The sequence below is a fragment of the Chryseobacterium sp. G0162 genome (assembly GCF_003815715.1).
Lineage (GTDB): Bacteria > Bacteroidota > Bacteroidia > Flavobacteriales > Weeksellaceae > Chryseobacterium.
This window is the reverse complement of record NZ_CP033922.1, coordinates 4,221,392-4,239,306: the sequence shown is the minus strand read 5'-3', so window position 1 is coordinate 4,239,306 and position 17,915 is coordinate 4,221,392. Positions and strand designations below refer to the sequence as shown.

Genomic DNA, 17,915 nt, shown 5'->3' with positions numbered 1-17,915 from the left:
TACCTTATTATGAAAGCTATTGTAATTAAAAATTATGGCGGGCCGGAAGTCCTTCAATTCGCAGAAGTCTCTACTCCATCTATAACAACTCCTTCGCAAGTGCTGGTAAAAGTAAAAGCCACATCTATGAATCCCTTGGATTATCAGATAAGACGAGGGGATTATGCTCCTTTATTTGATCTACCTATCATAACTGGCCATGATATTGCCGGTGATATTGTAGCAGTGGGTGATGCTGTTAAAAACTGGAAACCCGGTGATAAGGTTTATTATTCACCACGTTTTGGCGGTACCGGAAGCTATGCAGAGTATCATGTTACCAATGAATCCTTATTATCAAGAATGCCTGATAATATTACCTATGAGGAAGCGGCTTCTATTCCTCTTATTGGCGGAACGGTTTGGGAGATGCTTGTAGTACGGGCACAATTGAAAAAAGGAGAAACCATTCTTATTCTTGGTGGTGCCGGTGGAGTCGGAACATTAGCCATCCAGGTTGCTAAATCGCTTGGTGCTTTTGTCTATACAACCGGGCAAAGTATTTTACATGAAAAACTTCAGAATCTTGGAGCCGATGTTATCATTGACCATCATCAAAAGAACTATATTGAGGAAATACAAGCTCATACAAATGGAAAAGGGGTGGATGTGATTATTGATACTGTTGGAGGCAGTACATTATCAGACAGTCCGCTTGCTTTAGCTGATTATGGCAGAATTGTAACATTGGTTGATATTCCTCAGCCTCAAAATCTTATCCATGCCTGGGAAAAAAATGCTACCTATCATTTTGTTTTTACCAGACAAAGCAGGGATGAAGTTCATCATATTACGCAATTAATTGAAAGCGGCCATGTAAAACCGGTTATAGACAGTATCTTTCCTCTCGAAGACATTCAAAGTGCTCATGAAAGAATTGAAGATAAAAAACGGATCCAACCTTTGTTTGGTAAAATTATACTGTCATTATAACAATAGCAAAAGCATTCATTTATGAATTATTATTTCTAATTTCCTCAACATATGTAAACGTTTTGAAAAATGATTGAATCTACCTTTGCTTCATCAATTAAAATTTTACAAATCATGATTAACTTTAGAAATGTCATCTATAAAGAAACGCTTCTTCTCGCTTCACTCATTTTTATAGTAATGTTTTCAAGCTGTTCAGAAGTCAATAACGATAAAACCAACAAACAAAAAAATATGACAAGTATCGAGTCTAAAAATCCGGAAACTCTATTTGACCCGACTCCTTTTGCCTTTTCACATGCTACAAGCAGCGTGGGGAATGGAAAATATGTATTTATATCCGGGCAAAGTGGTGGTGAAGACTTACATCACAACCTTTCTGAAGATTTCAGACAACAAGTTCAATTCGCTTTGAAAAACCTGGAAACAGTGCTTAAAGAATATCATTTGAAGCCTGATGATGTCCTTAAAATCACAGTATTGATTGTGGATCACGATCAGGAGAAGCTCAAAATATGGACGGAAGAAATGCATAAAGTATGGAAAAACAATAAGTTTCCTGCCAGTACCTTAATTCCTGTTCCAAAATTAGCGCTGGATGGTATGATGATAGAAGTCGATGCAATAGCTTTTATGCCTTTATAAATAACAATCTCATAAAACGATTTAAAGCCTGTAAGTTGTTTGAATTTAAAACCATGTAATCACTTCTTTCATTGAGAAAACGACAATCCCTGCCCTCCTTAGTTTGGAGAGCAGGGATTGATTTATTAATTTATCTTATATGTTTTATACTTTAAAAGTGTAATTCAAAGCGAAATACAACATAAAAAGACAGATCAACGTATAAATTCCATTAACGATCATCAATACAGCTCCCAGTATCGTTTTTCTTGATGCAATGGCTAATATCAACGCTAAAATTACAACTCCGAAAATTAAAAGCATAACAGCATTTCCCCAATCATGAGTAAATAATACCTCATCATACTTCATGAATATTATGAGTAAAAGAATATGAGCTATGGTAGCAAAGAGGCTTAATTTAGATGTAGACATGTGTATATTTTATGGACAAAGAAATTTTCCTTCTTCATTATAAGAATATCAAATATAATACATTCTTCCGTAACTGTATTTTTAAAGAATATTACTTTCTTTACAGCAAACAAGCGTAATGATGGAAGAGATCATCAAAACAGTCAATACATAATGTGTCATTTTTATTCTAATATCATTTATATTCATTTTTAAACACCCTGAAGATCAATACATCAAATGATGAAGTTGTCCCTTAAAAGAAACTGCTCATAAAAAATTGAGCACTTAAAAAGTGCCCAATTGAAAATGTAATATATAGAGATCGTTATTAGTTCTGTTTTTTTAAACTCTGTTTAGCTTTTTTCTGAAAAAGATCAGGAGTGAGCCAAAGAATGTCAGATAAGCAATATTGAATATCGCTCCCCCAACCCATCCTGAGTAAGGCAGCGGTAAAAGACCCTTGATTGGAATGATAAATAAGGTCAAAACAAACGGTGTTAATAAAGCCATCCATCTCGGAAGCAATGTTTTATTCAAAAGAATACATACTGCAAATGAGATCCATCCAATGGCCAATACTCCAATAGCAGCTCCCCAGGCAATATTAAGCATCTTCATAAATCCACGTCCTGTTTCTAAAAGATAGGCATGAGCAACCGGATCAGTATGATAGACTGCTTTGTATATTTCTCCTACATAAAAGAATCCTGCATGACCTAAAGGAGACAAGACAGCTCCCGTTAATAAAATCCAGTACACCGCCACTGAATACCATGTTTTAGTATCTTTAAAAAACTGAAAAACCAACCAGGTTGCAGGAAGTAACAATGGTCCTGTGAGCGCTCCGATTAAAGCTCCAAACATCAATCGCGGAGTCGATCCCTCTAACATTAGGGTTGCAAATTCTACATCCACCTGGTTGGCATAAGTCTTTGAAAACAATGGATAGTCAGCAGGATTCGGGTCAAATCCGGCAACAAAAACATCTCCAATGATCCAGCATACAGATACGATGATAGCCGCTGCAAAAGACCAGTTTATTTTACTTGAATAATTCATATTTCGTTCTTTATTTTAATAATTTTTGATTCTAAAAAATCGGGGATTATAATATATTTTCAATTTTCAAATCAGAATTTATGAATTCTACAGTTTGTAACCCTTTTCCCTGTACAAGCTCTAAACCCTCCTGATTGATGAGCAATTGATTTAATACCTGAGTATTCAGAAGATCTGCTCCTACCTTAATACTTCTCACTCCCACAATTCCATTGGGATGACTAACTTCTTTAGGCCTGGGATCAGGAAGATAGGCGGACATTAAAAAAGGAAAATCAATATCATCCGGCATTAGAAGTTCCCACGTAAGCTTATTTCCATATACATCTTTTCTTTTAGCTTTATGAAACCTGAACCCGATATTTTCATTTTTGAAAAACTGTTTTTCTGAATTCAGGTTTTCTAATGTAGACTCCAAAGACCATTCACACCAGCCTTCCTTTACGTTTTCCCACTGCCTCATCCGTTCTAAAACGGACTGATAGCCAAAGATTTTCATCATCCATTTTATATAGCCAGGAAGTCCGGAATTATGGTAAATTTCTATAAAGACCCCTTTTTCAAACCAGATCAAAGCATTATAAGCCTTATCAGGATCTGTTCCATACTCTACAATAAAACCCACATCCTGAATCTTTTTTACAGCAGTATGTAAGTCCTGTACCCGGTACAATACATGACTTAATTGTACATTATTATTCATTTCTAACCTCATTTTCCTGATGTCTTTCCATTGCAGATTTATCTTCTGCAACTCCCGATTTCCAATAAGAATAAGCATATAATTCTCCCTGTTTCCATTGCTTTTCTTTACGGAGATAGTGACGAATTTCCTTTACTGAAGAAAACTCCGCTGCCACATATCCGGTTCTGGATGATTCCGGTAATATCTGCTGCTTTACAACTTCTGGAAGGCGGCTGCCTTTCTGAGGATATTCATTATGAATCCAAATAAAATTGATGTCTGCTAACGTCTGTAGCTCCTGTTCATCCACCTTACCATCTACTTCAAGGATACAGGTTCCTTTTGCAGAAGGGGGTAAATCTTCAAGAATAGCAGCAATCACCGGAATTCCTGTTGCATCGGCAACGAGTAAATAATTATCTGCCTCGGCATACAATTCTGTTTTCCCGTTCTTCATTAAAATTCCCAATAAATCTCCTTTTTTTGCATTAATCGCCCATGCTGAAGCCGGTCCTTCATCTCCATGAGCCACAAAATCAATCCAAATCTCATTTCGGACAAGATCAATGCCCCGATGCGTATACGTTCTGATAACGGGACGGGTCTCCTCAGGCTGAGGTTTCCATTCCGTTTTTTCATAATCAAATTCTGGGAAATAAATTCGATCAACTCCTTGAGGCGGAATAAGAATTTTATTATTCACTCCAATTGTCGTGTTGGCAATCAATGGGACGCTTTCCCCTGTAAGAAAGATCCGGATATAATGAGGTGTAATGTATTTTTTCCCGGTCACGGTGAATTCCCCTTGTATAGTCTCCGTTTTTTTCATGATATCTTCTTTTCTGTTATTTCCTATTTGATTTCAATTGATAAAACAAAACATATTATTAAGAATCATTCTAAATAATTATTATCTTTGTGCAAAACTAATAAGTAAAACGGAAGGATGAGGTATGCAAAAGGGAGTAAAAAGTCCGCAAAAAGGAAAATTTTAATCAAAACAAATAAGGATGGCATTAAGAGTCTACGATGATAAAATTGGAGGAACATTGGTGGAAAGAAAATATCCCAATGCCTATTTTATAAACGATGGTGATATCAGAGAGTATGTTACTCATTTGAAACCTCCTTATGGAGAAGGGTTTTATCATGAAATCTGCTTTGAAAATGTTCATATCGGTTTTGGAAATGTTTCTCTCAAAAACAAGGTATTATTATACTTTGAAGCTGACTTTGACAGTGTTGAGATGCACTTTTCACTGAAAGGCAGAAGCGCTGCTCTTTCAGATAATTTTGGTTATAAAGTATGTTTTGACAGCTACCAGCATAACATTATTTATGCTCATCAGATGTCCGGTCAGATGGAATTTGACGGTCATGAAATGCAGATCCTGGAAATCAATTTAGCCCCTGCTTTTTTTACAAAATTTCTTCCCGAAGACTCAGACGTATTCAATACATTCAGAAATGCCATTGAAAAACAGCATTCATGCCTTATCAATCCGCATCATAACCGGATCAGTCTGGAAATGTATCAGATTCTGAATGACATCATCCATTGTGAGCGTAAAGGTATTTTCAAAAGAATTTATCTTGAAGCAAAAGTGGCAGAACTTCTCCTTTTACAACTGGAACAGCTTTTTAAAAGTGAGTCCTCCTCCTCTCTTCTCAAAAAAGATGAAGAGAAAATATATGCAGTGAGAGATTTTATCATTAATAATCTTGACCAAAACTGTTCATTAGTAGATCTCGCTCATCAAGTAGGGACCAATGAATTTACATTAAAAAAAGGTTTTAAGGAACTGTTTGGAACTACCGTTTTCAATTTCTGGAATGATACAAAGATGGAACAGGCAAAAAAAATGCTTCTTGAAGGAGACTTAAACATCAATGAAATCTCTGATATTATCGGATATAAGAACCCAAGACATTTTTCAGCAGCATTTAAAAGAAAGTATAATTTAATTCCTAGTAAACTTAGGAATACCAATGGTATAACTCACTAAATTATTAAATGATTTCAACCGATATTTACCAATGATGACTTTCTCAAAATCTGTAGTTATTTTCTAATTTTCACCCTAGATTATTAGGCTTAATCGGTCTATTTTCAAATATAAAAATTACCCATAAAAACACATTCTTTATTTTATTTCATTTAACATTCAGGTGTATTTGTTAATGATTTGGTAATAAAAAAACACTACAAAAAGACTGATTTTTATCATACCACCAAAAAACAAAGATCCACAAAACAAACATTATCAATTCATTACCCAAAATTAATTATTGTTTACATAAAATATTTTGTCGTTCTTATAAAATGGCTATATTTACCACCAAGGAGTTCTTAACACCTTCTTTATCAACCGAAATTGGTTACACTTAGCTGTGTATTAAAAGGGAATCGTGTGCAAATCACGAACTGTCGCGCAACTGTAAGTAACAACTAAAGGTTTTTATCAAATCAATATCCACTGTATACTCCGGTCTATGGGAAGGATGATAAAAACTGTTACAAGTCAGGAGACCTGCCTATTTCGTAGTGACGATGCTTTCGCGATCTGAAGCTTATAGTCAGGTATGATACGGTATGGATAATTGTGTGATAAAATTGTTTATCAAGTTGTTTCATTTTTTGAGATAGATACTGGCAGAACAGCATGTGCTTATTTTGTGGGTCTGTACCTCATCCGTGTCCCCTTTCCATAATTTTTCTTTCTCACAAAACATCGTGAAGTTTATCTAGAACTTTTTATTGGGTTTAATCTATGTAAAAAGTTAAAAAATGTACCAAGCCAATCACGATTATGCATCTATGAATAACAGATCTATGACAGAGATCTTGTTCTATGGAGTTTCGAAAAAAATGCAGTCTCCATACCCATTAATAGCTCATCTGATTTCTTCAGATCATTTTCTTTTTACCGCACAACAGCAGCATAGCAACTCTTCTTTCTTATCGCACAAATTTCAACTAAACTATAAATATTAAATGACTAAAAATGAAAACTGGAAGTCGCCCGGTGCTCAGTTCCGGGAGGCCATGCACAAAGAAAGTCCTCTTCAGATTGTAGGAGCCATCAATGCCAATCATGCATTACTGGCCAAACAAGCTGGCTTCAATGCCATTTATCTTTCAGGAGGCGGGGTTGCTGCCGGATCTTTAGGAATTCCGGATCTGGGAATCACCACGCTGGAAGATGTATTAGTAGACATTCAGCGTATTACCAATGTTTGTGATTTGCCTTTATTGGTAGATGTAGATACAGGTTTTGGCCCATCAGCGTTTAATGTCGCCAGAACGGTAAAGTCATTGATCAAAGCAGGAGCTGCTGCTCTGCATATTGAAGATCAGGTAGGAGCAAAACGTTGTGGTCATCGTCCAGGAAAAGAAATTGTAAGCAAAGAAGAAATGGTAGACCGATTGAAGGCTGCTGCTGACGCGCGTACCGACGAAAACTTCGTAATCGGAGCCAGAACAGATGCCTTTGCCAATGAAGGATTGGAAAAAACCTTAGAAAGAGCAGCGGCTTATAAAGAAGCTGGTGCTGATTTCATTTTCGCAGAAGCAGTCCCCGATTTAAGCTTCTATCAAAAATTTGTAGATGCTACAGGAATCCCTGTATTGGCCAATATCACCGAGTTTGGAATGATCAATCTATACACGGTTGATGAATTGAAAAATGCAGGAGTAGGATTGATCCTCTACCCTCTTTCAGCCTTCCGTGCTGCCAATAAAGCCGCATTGAATGTCTATGAACACATTCGTAAAGATGGTACTCAGGCCCATGTATTAGACACGATGCAAACCAGAGAAGAACTCTACCAAAGCATTGGATACCATGACTATGAACAAAAATTAGATAACCTTTTTAAACAAAATATTAGTAATGTCAACGAATAGCGAACCAACATTCAAGCCTAAGAAAAGCGTAGCCCTTTCAGGAGTAGCAGCAGGTAATACCGCGCTTTGCAGCGTAGGGAAAAGTGGAAATGATCTTCATTACAGAGGATATGATATTCTGGATCTGGCAGAGAAAGCAGAATTTGAAGAAGTAGCTTATCTTTTGATCTATGGCCAGCTGCCTACAGGAGCTCAGTTGAAAAATTATAAAGCCAAATTAAAATCCCTTCGGGGACTTCCGCATTCTGTAAGAAATATTTTAAAGAGTATTCCGGCAGCGGCTCATCCTATGGATGTCATGCGTTCTATGGTATCCGCTATTGGAAGTATTCAGCCTGAAAAAGATGATCACAATGTAGCCGGAGCACGAGATATTGCGGATAAATTATTAGCTTCATTCAGTTCCGGACTTTTATACTGGTACCATTACACCCACAATGGTAAGGAAATCAATGTAGAAACAGACGATGATACGATTGGCGGGCATTTCCTTCACCTTTTACATGGTAAAAAAGCTCCGGATTCCTGGGTAAAAGCCATGGAAATATCGCTTAACCTTTATGCGGAACATGAATTTAATGCATCTACATTCACCGCTCGTGTTATTGCCGGAACTGCGTCAGATTTTTATTCATGTATCACAGGAGCCATCGGTGCGCTAAGAGGGCCAAAACACGGAGGTGCCAACGAAGTGGCCTTCGAAATCCAAAGCCGTTACAACTCACCGGACGAAGCTGAAGCAGATATCCGTCAGCGTATTGCTAACAAAGAGGTGATTATTGGATTTGGACATCCGGTTTACACGATTTCAGACCCTAGAAACGTGGTGATTAAAAAAGTAGCTAAAGAACTTTCAGAAGAAGCCGGAGATATGCTGTTGTATAATATAGCAGAAAGGTTAGAAACCGTAATGTGGGAAGAAAAGAAAATGTTTCCGAATCTGGATTGGTTCTCTGCGGTATCCTATCATTTAATGGGAGTACCAACCCTTATGTTTACTCCACTATTCGTTATTTCCAGAGTGACAGGATGGAGTGCTCACATTATTGAACAGAGACAGGATGGAAAAATCATCCGCCCAAGTGCCAATTATACAGGCCCGGAAAATAAAGAATACGTTTCTCTACAAGACAGAAAATAAACAAATTACCTAATAATAAAACTATAAAACAAAGATGTCATCACACATTTCAAATGAAAGACCACAACCGGATCAGGTATTAGTAGATATTGCAGATTATGTATTAAGCTACGAAATTAAAAACGATTTAGCCTGGAAGACTGCTCATTATTGTCTTCTGGATACGATCGGATGTGGTCTGGAAGCTTTAACCTATCCAGCCTGTACAAAACTTTTAGGCCCAATCGTGAAAGGAACCGTAGTTCCTCATGGTGCAAAGGTTCCGGGAACACAGTTTCAATTAGATCCTGTTCAGGCAGCATTTAATATCGGAGCTATTATCCGTTGGTTAGATTTTAATGATACATGGCTGGCTGCTGAATGGGGACATCCGTCAGATAACCTGGGTGGAATTTTAGCAACAGCAGACTGGTTATCAAGGACCAATATTGCGGAAGGAAAAGCGCCTTTAAAAATGAAGCAGGTATTGGAAGCGATGATCATGGCTCACGAGATTCAGGGCGTAATGGCACTGGAAAATTCTTTCAATAAAGTAGGTCTTGATCACGTATTATTGGTAAAACTGGCTTCTACAGCTGTTGTTGGAAAACTGATCGGTTTAACGCGTGATGAGATCATCAATGCAGTATCATTAGCGTTTGTAGACGGACAATCTTTAAGAACATACCGTCATGCTCCCAATACAGGTTCCCGTAAATCATGGGCTGCGGGTGATGCCACATCAAGAGCAGTACGTTTAGCATTAATCGCGAAAACAGGAGAAATGGGTTATCCATCTGTATTAACAGCTAAAACTTGGGGATTCTATGATGTTTCTTTCAAAGGAAATGAATTTAAATTCCAGAGAGAGTATGGTTCTTATGTCATGGAGAATGTATTATTCAAAATTTCATTCCCGGCTGAATTCCATTCTCAAACTGCTGTAGAAGCTGCAATGACACTGCATTCTACCTTGAAAAAGCTTGGAAAAACAACAGACGATATTAAAAAGGTTACGATCCGCACCCATGAAGCTGCCATTCGTATCATCGATAAAAAAGGGCCTTTGAACAACCCGGCAGACCGTGACCACTGTATCCAATACATGGTAGCGGTAACATTGATCCATGGAAGATTAACGGCTGCAGATTATGAAGATAATATTGCTTCAGATCCAAGAATTGATATTCTGCGTGATAAAATTGAATGCGTGGAAGACGTTCAGTTTACAGCAGATTATCATGATCCTGAAAAACGTTCTATTGCCAATGCGATGACCATAGAACTTAATGACGGAACTGTTTTGGATGAAATTGTGGTAGAATATCCTATCGGGCACAAGCGAAGAAGAGAGGAAGGAATTCCTGAACTTATCAAGAAATACAAAGTCAACTTAGCGCGTATTTTCCCTGAAAAACAGCAAAAAGTAGTCCTTGAAAACTCATTGGAATACGAAACATTGATCAATCTTAATGTCAATGAATTCGTTGACCTACTGGTAATATAACCCAATTAAAAGTTGAAAGTAAGCAACACCACTTACTTTCAACTTTCCTTCTCAACTTTTCAACTTATAAAACATGTCACAAAAAGTAAAAATATTAATCAATGGAGTGTTTACTGAGAGTAAAACTCAAGAACATCTTCCGGTAGAAAACCCTGCTTCCCAAGAAATTCTTGCTGAGGTGCCTTTAACATTAGTATCAGAAGTCGATCAAGCCATTGAAGCTGCTACAGAAGCTTTCAAAATCTGGAAAGAGGTTGCCACTCCGGAAAGGGCGAGGTTATTTTTAAAATACCAACACCTTTTAAAAGAACATCAAAAAGAAATCGCCGAAATCCTTTCCAAAGAAAACGGGAAAACCTTTGCAGATGCAATGGGAGATGTATGGCGCGGTATTGAAGTTGTGGAACATGCCTGCAATATTCCAACCCTGATGATGGGAGAAACGGTAGAAAATGTAGCCCGTGGCGTAGATACCTACAGTTATATTCAACCTCTTGGAGTTTGTGCAGGAATTACTCCTTTCAACTTCCCTGCGATGATTCCTTTATGGATGTTCCCAATGGCGATTGCCTGTGGAAATACCTTTATCTTAAAACCTTCTGAGCAAACGCCAATGACTTCCATGAAAATGGCAGAGCTATTCTTGGAAGCCGGCTTTCCAAAAGGAGTTTTAAATATTGTTCATGGCTCCAAAGATCAGGTGAATCATATCCTGAATCATCCTGAGATCAAAGCCATTTCATTTGTAGGTTCTGTTCCAGTAGCTGAACATGTTTACCGTACAGGAACAGATAATCTGAAAAGAGTTCAGGCTTTTGGTGGTGCAAAAAACCACATGGTCGTTATGCCTGATGCCAATAAAGGGCAGGTCATCAACAATCTGGTAGGTGCATCGTGTGGTGCAGCCGGGCAGCGTTGTATGGCTATCAGTGTTGCAGTTCTGGTAGGTGAAGCTCAAAATTGGGTAGAGGAGATCAAAACCGCTTTAAGCACGATCAAACCTGGAGTATGGTCTGATGAATCTGCTGCTTTTGGCCCATTAATCAATCAACAGTCTAAAGAAAAGGTACTGAGACTTATCAAGAGTGCTTATGACCAGGGCGCTGAAGTATTATTAGATGGAAGCAACTGTATCGTAGAAGGATATGAAAACGGATATTTTGTAGGTCCTACTCTGTTCAATAATGTATCTGTAGAAATGGATATTTACAAAGAGGAAATCTTTGGCCCTGCTTTACTTTTATTAAAAGCAGACACGCTGGATGAGGCTATTCAGATCATCAACAACAACCCTTATGGAAACGGAACTTCGATCTTTACCAATTCAGGAGCTGCTGCCAGAAAATTCCAGCACGAAATTGAAGTGGGACAAATTGGAGTCAACCTTCCGATTCCTGTTCCATTGCCATTTTTCTCATTTACAGGATGGAGAAAATCGTTCTTTGGCGACCTGCATTCTTACGGAAAACAGGGTGTAAAGTTCTATACAGAAACCAAAACCATTACTGCACGCTGGTTTGAAGAGGATGTTCCGGGAGGAAGTCTTAATATGACGATCAGTTTAAAATAGTACATGATGAAAGTGGGCAACTGAAAATAAGAGGCAAGTCCCCATTCACGATCTGAGCACTTTCAATTCAAATTTTAAACCCTAAAAATTATGGAATTTAACCTAAGTGATGAACAACTGGCATTTCAGGATGCCGCAAGAAAGTTTGCTGAAAAAGAGCTCACGCCTTATGCTTCAGAATGGGATGCCCAAAAGATATTTCCAAGAGATGCCATAACCAAAGCCGGTGAATTGGGATTTTGTGGAGTCTATACCAGTGAAGACGCAGGCGGTTTGGGACTATCACGGCTTGATGCTGCTATTATCTTTGAAGAATTAGCCGCAGCCTGTCCTTCCACCACCGCTTATATCACCATTCATAATATGGTTTCGTGGATGATTGACGAGTTTGGGAATGATGAAATCAGAAAAGAATTCTGTTCAAAACTGGCATCAGGAGCACTATTGGGTTCTTATTGCCTTACCGAACCAGGATCAGGATCTGATGCGGCAGGTCTGAAAACTACAGCTGTTAAAAAGGATAATAAATATCTCATTAATGGTACTAAAGCCTTTATTTCAGGAGCTGGCGAAAGCGATGTGCTCATTGTGATGGCTCGTACAGAGAACTCCGGTGCAAAAGGCATCAGTGCCTTTGTAGTACCTGCGAACAACCCGGGAATCAGCTTTGGAGAAAAGGAGAAAAAACTAGGTTGGAATACCCAGCCTACCCGTTTTGTATTTCTCGATCATGTAGAAGTAGATGAGAAATATCTTTTAGGTACCTTAGGGGAAGGCTTTAAAATTGCCCTGAAAGGATTGGACGGTGGCCGAATCAATATCGGAACCTGCTCTGTAGGAGCGGCTCAGGGAGCGATTAATCAGGCTCAGAAGTATATGCATGAAAGACAGCAATTTGGAAAATCACTGGCTCAGTTTCAATCTCTACAGTTTAAAATTGCAGATATGGCGACAGAATTAGTAGCTGCCCGACAAATGGTACAGCTGGCAGCTTTTAAGCTCGATTCTAAAGATCCGAATGCGACTACTTACTGTGCAATGGCCAAAAGACTGGCTACCGATATGTGTTTTAATATATGCAATGAAGCCCTTCAGATATTAGGTGGTTATGGATGTACACAGGATTTTCCTGTAGAACGTCTCATGCGTGATGCCAGAGTACATCAGGTCGTAGAAGGTACTAATGAGATTATGAAGCTCGTTATTTCAAGAAAGATCCTGGAAGAAGGAGCTACTTTACAGATTCGTTAATTTAAACTCTTAAAAAATGAATTTACTACTTACAGAAATAAAAAACAAAGTCGGAATCATTACCCTTAATTCTGAAAAAACACTGAATTCTCTTTCATTGCCTATGATTGAAGAATTAAAAACCGTGTTGGAAGACTGGAAAAATTCCGATGAAATAGCCTGCCTGTTTATTCAGGGGGCAGGTGAAAAAGCTTTGTGTGCAGGAGGTGATGTAAGACAATTGCATGATGCCATCGTTGCCCAGAGAGCTATTGACCCTACTCAGGTACCACAGGATTGCTTTGATTTCTTCTCAAAAGAATATCAGGTAGATTACACGATACATACTTATCCAAAACCTATCATCGTTTGGGGGCACGGAATTGTAATGGGCGGCGGCATCGGAATTATGGTCGGCGCATCCCACCGTATTGTAACGGAAAGAAGTAAACTCGCGATGCCTGAAATTACAATTGGATTATATCCTGATGTGGGTGCAACCTGGTTTTTAAATAAAATGCCACCCGCTTATGGATTGTATTTAGGATTAACAGGGGCCAGACTTGATGGAGCCGATTGCAAATTTTTAGGGCTGGCAGATTATTATGTAAAATCTTCTTCAAAAGAAATCATCCTCAACGAATTAGAACGTACAGAGTGGAATGACAATCATCACAAGACCGTTTCTGAAATATTAAAAAACGTTTCCAAGGAGGTTTCTGTTCCGGAATCACAGGCAGCCCTTCATCAAGACTTTGTAGAAAGGTTTGAAAAAGCTGAAACATTGGAACAATTCAGGGAAATACTAATCAATTCTCCCGAAAAAGACGAATGGATTAATGCCGGAATTAAAAGTTTTGAGGCAGGTTCTCCCAGTTCAGCTCACATTATTTTCAGACAATTGAAACAAGGTAAGGATTTAAGCCTGGAAGAAGTTTTCCAATCCGAACTGAATCTATCTTGTCAATGCTGCATTCATCCTGATTTTGCAGAAGGAGTACGGGCATTATTAATCGATAAAGATCAATCTCCAAAATGGCATCCTGCCACCTTAGATGAGGTCACTCAGGAATGGATAAACTCTTATTTTGAATGGATCATCGGAGAATGGAAAGTGAATAAAGAAGTAGTGATCAGATCTTAAACGCTCAGCATTCGCTTTCAATCCAAATTCAATCATTTTTTAACCCTCAAAGAAATAATTATGTCCAATATAGCATTCATAGGATTAGGAAATATGGGCGGACCTATGGCCGCAAACTTAGTAAAAAATGGTCATTCTGTAAAGGGATTTGACCTTTCAAAAACGGCCTTAGAAGCTTTGGTTTCAGCAGGCGGACAAGCTTCTGGTTCAGCGTTAGAAGCAATCAAAGATGCAGAGGTAGTCATCACGATGCTTCCTTCCGGGAAACACGTTGCCGAATTGTACTCTGAAGAATTTGTCAACAGTTTACAACCTAATACATTATTAATCGACAGCAGTACCATAGATGCTGTAACAGCCCGTTCTGTTGCTAAACTTGCTGTATCTAAAGGCTGTAAAATGATAGATGCTCCTGTTTCCGGAGGTACAGCCGGAGCAAAAGCCGGAACATTAACGTTTATCGTAGGTGGTAAAACCGAAGACTACGAAAAAGCAAGACCTATTTTAAAATGTATGGGACAGAATATATTCCATGCAGGAGATTCCGGAGCCGGTCAGGTGGCAAAAATCTGTAATAATATGTTATTGGCCATCCACATGATCGGAACTTCTGAAGCTATTAATTTAGGAATCCGACATGGATTAGATCCTAAAACATTAAGTGAAATAATGCAGAAAAGTTCCGGTAAAAACTGGTCTTTAGAAGTATACAATCCATATCCTGGCGTGATGGAAAATGCTCCTGCATCAAGGGAATATTCAGGAGGATTTGCTGTAGATCTGATGACCAAAGACCTGGGACTGGCAGCAGAAGCAGGATTGGAAACCAAAACCTCTACTCCACTGGGAAATGCCGCTTTAAATTTATATAGAATGTGGAGTGAATCCGGAAACGGAGCCATAGATTTTTCAAGCATTATCCAATTTTTAAATGGGAAATTAAACGTAGAAAACGGAAACTGATCTTTTTTCACCACAAAATTTCCATCCCCAAAAACTAGATACAATGAATTTTGAAACCTTATTATACAAACAACAGGGACATGTCGGAACACTGACTATTAATCGTCCACAAGCCTTAAATGCTTTGAATGAAGTTGTTTTAAAAGAACTTAAAATATTTGCCGATCAGATAAAAACAAACTCAGATATTCGGGTCCTGATCATTACAGGCTCCGGAGAAAAAGCTTTTGTTGCCGGTGCGGACATCAAAGCCATGCAGGGAATGACTCCTCAGGAAGCTGAAGCGTTTTCCATCATGGCGCAAACCGCTTTCAATGCTATCGAAGAATTGCCTTTTGCAGTCATTGCGGCAGTTAACGGTTTCGCATTAGGCGGTGGCTGTGAGCTGGCATTATCATGCGATATTATTCTGGCCAGTGAGAAAGCTAAATTCGGATTGCCGGAAGTTACCTTAGGCTTATTACCTTGTTTTGGCGGAACACAGCGTCTTCCAAGAGCGATTGGCTTATACAAAGCAAGAGAAATGGTTTTCTCAGGCGAATTTTATTCAGCAGCTGCCTGTAAAGAATTTGGTTTTGTCAACAGGGTCATTGCACCTGAAGAACTATTGAGGGAGGCTCAAAAACTGGCAGAAACCATTGCCTTAAGAGGACCAATAGCTGTAGCAAAAGCAAAACAATCATTAAATACAGGCTTTGAACTGCATATTGCAGACGGGCTGAAACAAGAAGCCGCCTTATTTGGTGAGTTGTTTACAACCCAAGACCATAACGAAGGCATAGGTGCATTTATAGAAAAAAGAAATCCTGATTTTACAGGGAAATAATAATGAAAATGAATTTTGAAAGAGAGAAATTAGTATTGCCGGAAGGAGGTAAAAAACTGTTGTTGCACTCTTGTTGCGCTCCATGTTCCGGAGAAGTAATGGAAGCAATTATTGCATCGGGGATAGATTTTACCATCTTTTTTCATAATCCCAATATTCATCCAAAGAAAGAATATGATTTAAGAAAAGAAGAAAATATCCGTTTTGCTGAGAAACACAATATTTCTTTCGTTGATGCTGATTATGATGTGGATGACTGGTTCGCCAGAGCAAAAGGCATGGAATGGGAACCCGAAAGAGGAATCCGTTGTACCATGTGTTTTGATATGCGCTTTGAGCGGACGGCATTGTACGCGTATGAAAACGGATTCGATATCATTTCCAGCTCACTGGGTATTTCCCGTTGGAAAAACATGGAACAGATCAATGATTGTGGAATTCGTGCAGCCGGTCATTATGAAGGAATTACTTACTGGACTTACAACTGGCGAAAGAAAGGCGGCTCAAAGCGTATGCTTGATATCAGTAAAGAAGAACAGTTTTATATGCAGGAATATTGCGGCTGTGCCTATTCTTTAAGAGACACCAATAAATGGCGGGTGGAAACAGGAAGAGAGAAAATAAAATTGGGCGAAAAATATTATGGTAAAGACTGAAAATATATTTTTCTTGATCTCATTTAGAGGAAATGATTTCATCTTATCACCATCAGTTTTCAATAAATAGGATGCCCATTTCCAATAAAATGGGCATATTTTATAATAATATAAGATTCTGAAAGCCTAAGATAAAAAAATGAATAATGTTTTCAAACAATACTCTTAAAAAGAATGCAAAATCGCTATTGGCATCAGATATATTCTTCATGGATAAAAGGATTTCATGGAAAATGCAATGATGCTAAGATTTTATCTACGGTAAAATTATATACTGTTAACAATATATTTTTATCATTACCTCCACTCATTTTATTTGTAAAAATCTATGGGTCTATGGGTTCAAAAAAAATTAACCACATAGGCACATAGAATATTGTCATGTAAAAGATGATTTGAAAATATTTCTGAAAATCTCTGATTTTCTTTCATCTTAAAAGCAGTATCATTCTTAGATTTCTTTACAATTTTCCAACAAGTATCTATTTAAAAAGGCTCATTAAAAATCATTTTTAATCATTTGATTAAATCAAAAGAATAAGTTTGTATATTTGTCCCTGAAAAGAACTTTGATGCAACATGGCAAAAACTAAAGAAGTCAATAATCTGGATAATTCAACAGAAGAAAAAATTAAGGAAGCAGCCCGTTCAGTATTCCATCAAAAGGGTTTTGCAGCTACCCGTACAAGGGATATTGCTGAAGAAGCAGGAATCAATCTCGCTTTACTCAACTATTACTTCCGAAGTAAACAGAAGTTATTTGATATTATCATGCTGGAAACCTTGTCCGGCTTTATCCATCATCTTACCACTATCTTGAATGACGGCAAAACCAGTTTGGAAAAGAAAATAGAACTTATTGCGTCCAATTACATTAATTTCCTTTCCGGCGAACCGGGTGTACCGCTTTTTATCATGAGTGAACTGAGAAACAACCCTACCGGCCTGATGGGTAAATTACCTATTAAAGATGTTGTGTTGAATTCTGAATTTATTAAGCAATATCAGACAGCAGTTGAGAACGAAGAAGTAACCGAACCTAATCCTCTGCAATTCTTAATGAATGTAATGGGATTAGTTATTTTTCCATTTATTGCTCAGCCGTTGATCACATCCATCAGCAAAATAGACAACCAACAATTCAGCCAGATGATGCAGGAGCGTAAAAAACTCATTCCGGTTTGGATAAAAGCAATGATGAAGGCGAAATAATTTTTTTTGCCACCAAATTAATC

General features: G+C 38.0%; 18 protein-coding genes and 1 riboswitch. Of the genes, 14 read left to right on the top strand and 4 right to left on the bottom strand.

Translation table 11 applies throughout. From position 1 onward, the window contains the following. Window positions 1–9 precede the first annotated feature (9 nt). Together EG344_RS18985 and EG344_RS18980 are read left to right on the top strand one after the other, a co-directional pair. A complete protein-coding gene (locus EG344_RS18985; protein ID WP_123910934.1) occupies window positions 10–972 on the top strand; it encodes a zinc-binding dehydrogenase in 963 nt (320 codons plus the stop codon). A gap of 114 nt (window positions 973–1,086) precedes the next feature. After that, entirely contained in the window at window positions 1,087–1,617 is a 531-nt protein-coding gene (locus tag EG344_RS18980; protein ID WP_228412767.1) for a RidA family protein, read from the top strand. A gap of 144 nt (window positions 1,618–1,761) precedes the next feature. On the opposite strand, the gene EG344_RS18975 is transcribed toward EG344_RS18980, so the two are convergent. The 4 genes from EG344_RS18975 to EG344_RS18960 form a co-directional block, all read right to left on the bottom strand. Next, the gene (locus EG344_RS18975) at window positions 1,762–2,031 is read right to left on the bottom strand and encodes a hypothetical protein (protein ID WP_123910933.1); all 270 of its coding nucleotides are present in this window, start codon (window positions 2,029–2,031) and stop codon (window positions 1,762–1,764) included. 324 nt (window positions 2,032–2,355) lie between these two features. After that, the gene (locus EG344_RS18970) at window positions 2,356–3,072 is read right to left on the bottom strand and encodes a DUF6796 family protein (RefSeq protein WP_123910932.1); all 717 of its coding nucleotides are present in this window, start codon (window positions 3,070–3,072) and stop codon (window positions 2,356–2,358) included. Window positions 3,073–3,118: 46 nt separating this feature from the next. Further along, window positions 3,119–3,775 (bottom strand): VOC family protein, encoded by a 657-nt coding sequence (locus EG344_RS18965; RefSeq protein WP_164464472.1) that lies wholly within the window; start codon window positions 3,773–3,775, stop codon window positions 3,119–3,121. Continuing rightward, window positions 3,768–4,586 (bottom strand): siderophore-interacting protein, encoded by an 819-nt coding sequence (locus EG344_RS18960; RefSeq protein WP_123910930.1) that lies wholly within the window; start codon window positions 4,584–4,586, stop codon window positions 3,768–3,770. The genes EG344_RS18965 and EG344_RS18960 overlap by 8 nt, the downstream gene beginning before the upstream one ends. A 181-nt stretch (window positions 4,587–4,767) precedes the next feature. On the opposite strand from EG344_RS18960, the gene EG344_RS18955 reads away from it, so the two are divergent. From EG344_RS18955 to EG344_RS18900, 12 genes are all read left to right on the top strand, one after another. Further along, entirely contained in the window at window positions 4,768–5,763 is a 996-nt protein-coding gene (locus tag EG344_RS18955; protein ID WP_123910929.1) for a helix-turn-helix transcriptional regulator, read from the top strand. A gap of 353 nt (window positions 5,764–6,116) precedes the next feature. Next, window positions 6,117–6,311, top strand: a riboswitch (cobalamin riboswitch). A 234-nt stretch (window positions 6,312–6,545) separates the two neighbouring features. Continuing rightward, window positions 6,546–6,752, top strand: coding sequence for a hypothetical protein (locus EG344_RS18950; RefSeq protein WP_123910928.1), 207 nt, complete (start codon window positions 6,546–6,548; stop codon window positions 6,750–6,752). Then, on the top strand, window positions 6,753–7,664 hold the full coding sequence (gene prpB, locus EG344_RS18945) for a methylisocitrate lyase (RefSeq protein WP_123910927.1): 912 nt from the start codon (window positions 6,753–6,755) through the stop codon (window positions 7,662–7,664). It begins immediately after the preceding gene. After that, window positions 7,651–8,805 (top strand): 2-methylcitrate synthase, encoded by a 1,155-nt coding sequence (gene prpC / locus EG344_RS18940; protein WP_123856693.1) that lies wholly within the window; start codon window positions 7,651–7,653, stop codon window positions 8,803–8,805. Before prpB ends, prpC begins: the two co-directional genes overlap by 14 nt. A gap of 34 nt (window positions 8,806–8,839) precedes the next feature. Next, window positions 8,840–10,291 (top strand): bifunctional 2-methylcitrate dehydratase/aconitate hydratase, encoded by a 1,452-nt coding sequence (locus tag EG344_RS18935; protein ID WP_123910926.1) that lies wholly within the window; start codon window positions 8,840–8,842, stop codon window positions 10,289–10,291. A 73-nt stretch (window positions 10,292–10,364) separates the two neighbouring features. After that, window positions 10,365–11,861 (top strand): CoA-acylating methylmalonate-semialdehyde dehydrogenase, encoded by a 1,497-nt coding sequence (locus EG344_RS18930; protein WP_123910925.1) that lies wholly within the window; start codon window positions 10,365–10,367, stop codon window positions 11,859–11,861. 90 nt (window positions 11,862–11,951) lie between these two features. After that, the gene (locus EG344_RS18925) at window positions 11,952–13,112 is read left to right on the top strand and encodes an acyl-CoA dehydrogenase family protein (protein ID WP_123910924.1); all 1,161 of its coding nucleotides are present in this window, start codon (window positions 11,952–11,954) and stop codon (window positions 13,110–13,112) included. Window positions 13,113–13,128: 16 nt separating this feature from the next. Beyond that, entirely contained in the window at window positions 13,129–14,235 is a 1,107-nt protein-coding gene (locus EG344_RS18920) for an enoyl-CoA hydratase/isomerase family protein (RefSeq protein WP_123910923.1), read from the top strand. Window positions 14,236–14,295: 60 nt separating this feature from the next. Further along, on the top strand, window positions 14,296–15,198 hold the full coding sequence (mmsB, locus tag EG344_RS18915; protein ID WP_123910922.1) for a 3-hydroxyisobutyrate dehydrogenase: 903 nt from the start codon (window positions 14,296–14,298) through the stop codon (window positions 15,196–15,198). Window positions 15,199–15,241: 43 nt separating this feature from the next. Continuing rightward, complete coding sequence (locus tag EG344_RS18910) at window positions 15,242–16,024, top strand: enoyl-CoA hydratase/isomerase family protein (protein WP_123910921.1); 783 nt, start codon at window positions 15,242–15,244, stop codon at window positions 16,022–16,024. Window positions 16,025–16,032: 8 nt separating this feature from the next. Continuing rightward, entirely contained in the window at window positions 16,033–16,680 is a 648-nt protein-coding gene (locus EG344_RS18905; protein ID WP_123910920.1) for an epoxyqueuosine reductase QueH, read from the top strand. A gap of 579 nt (window positions 16,681–17,259) precedes the next feature. After that, window positions 17,260–17,892, top strand: coding sequence for a TetR/AcrR family transcriptional regulator (locus tag EG344_RS18900; RefSeq protein ID WP_123910919.1), 633 nt, complete (start codon window positions 17,260–17,262; stop codon window positions 17,890–17,892). The last annotated feature ends 23 nt before the right edge of the window (window positions 17,893–17,915 follow it).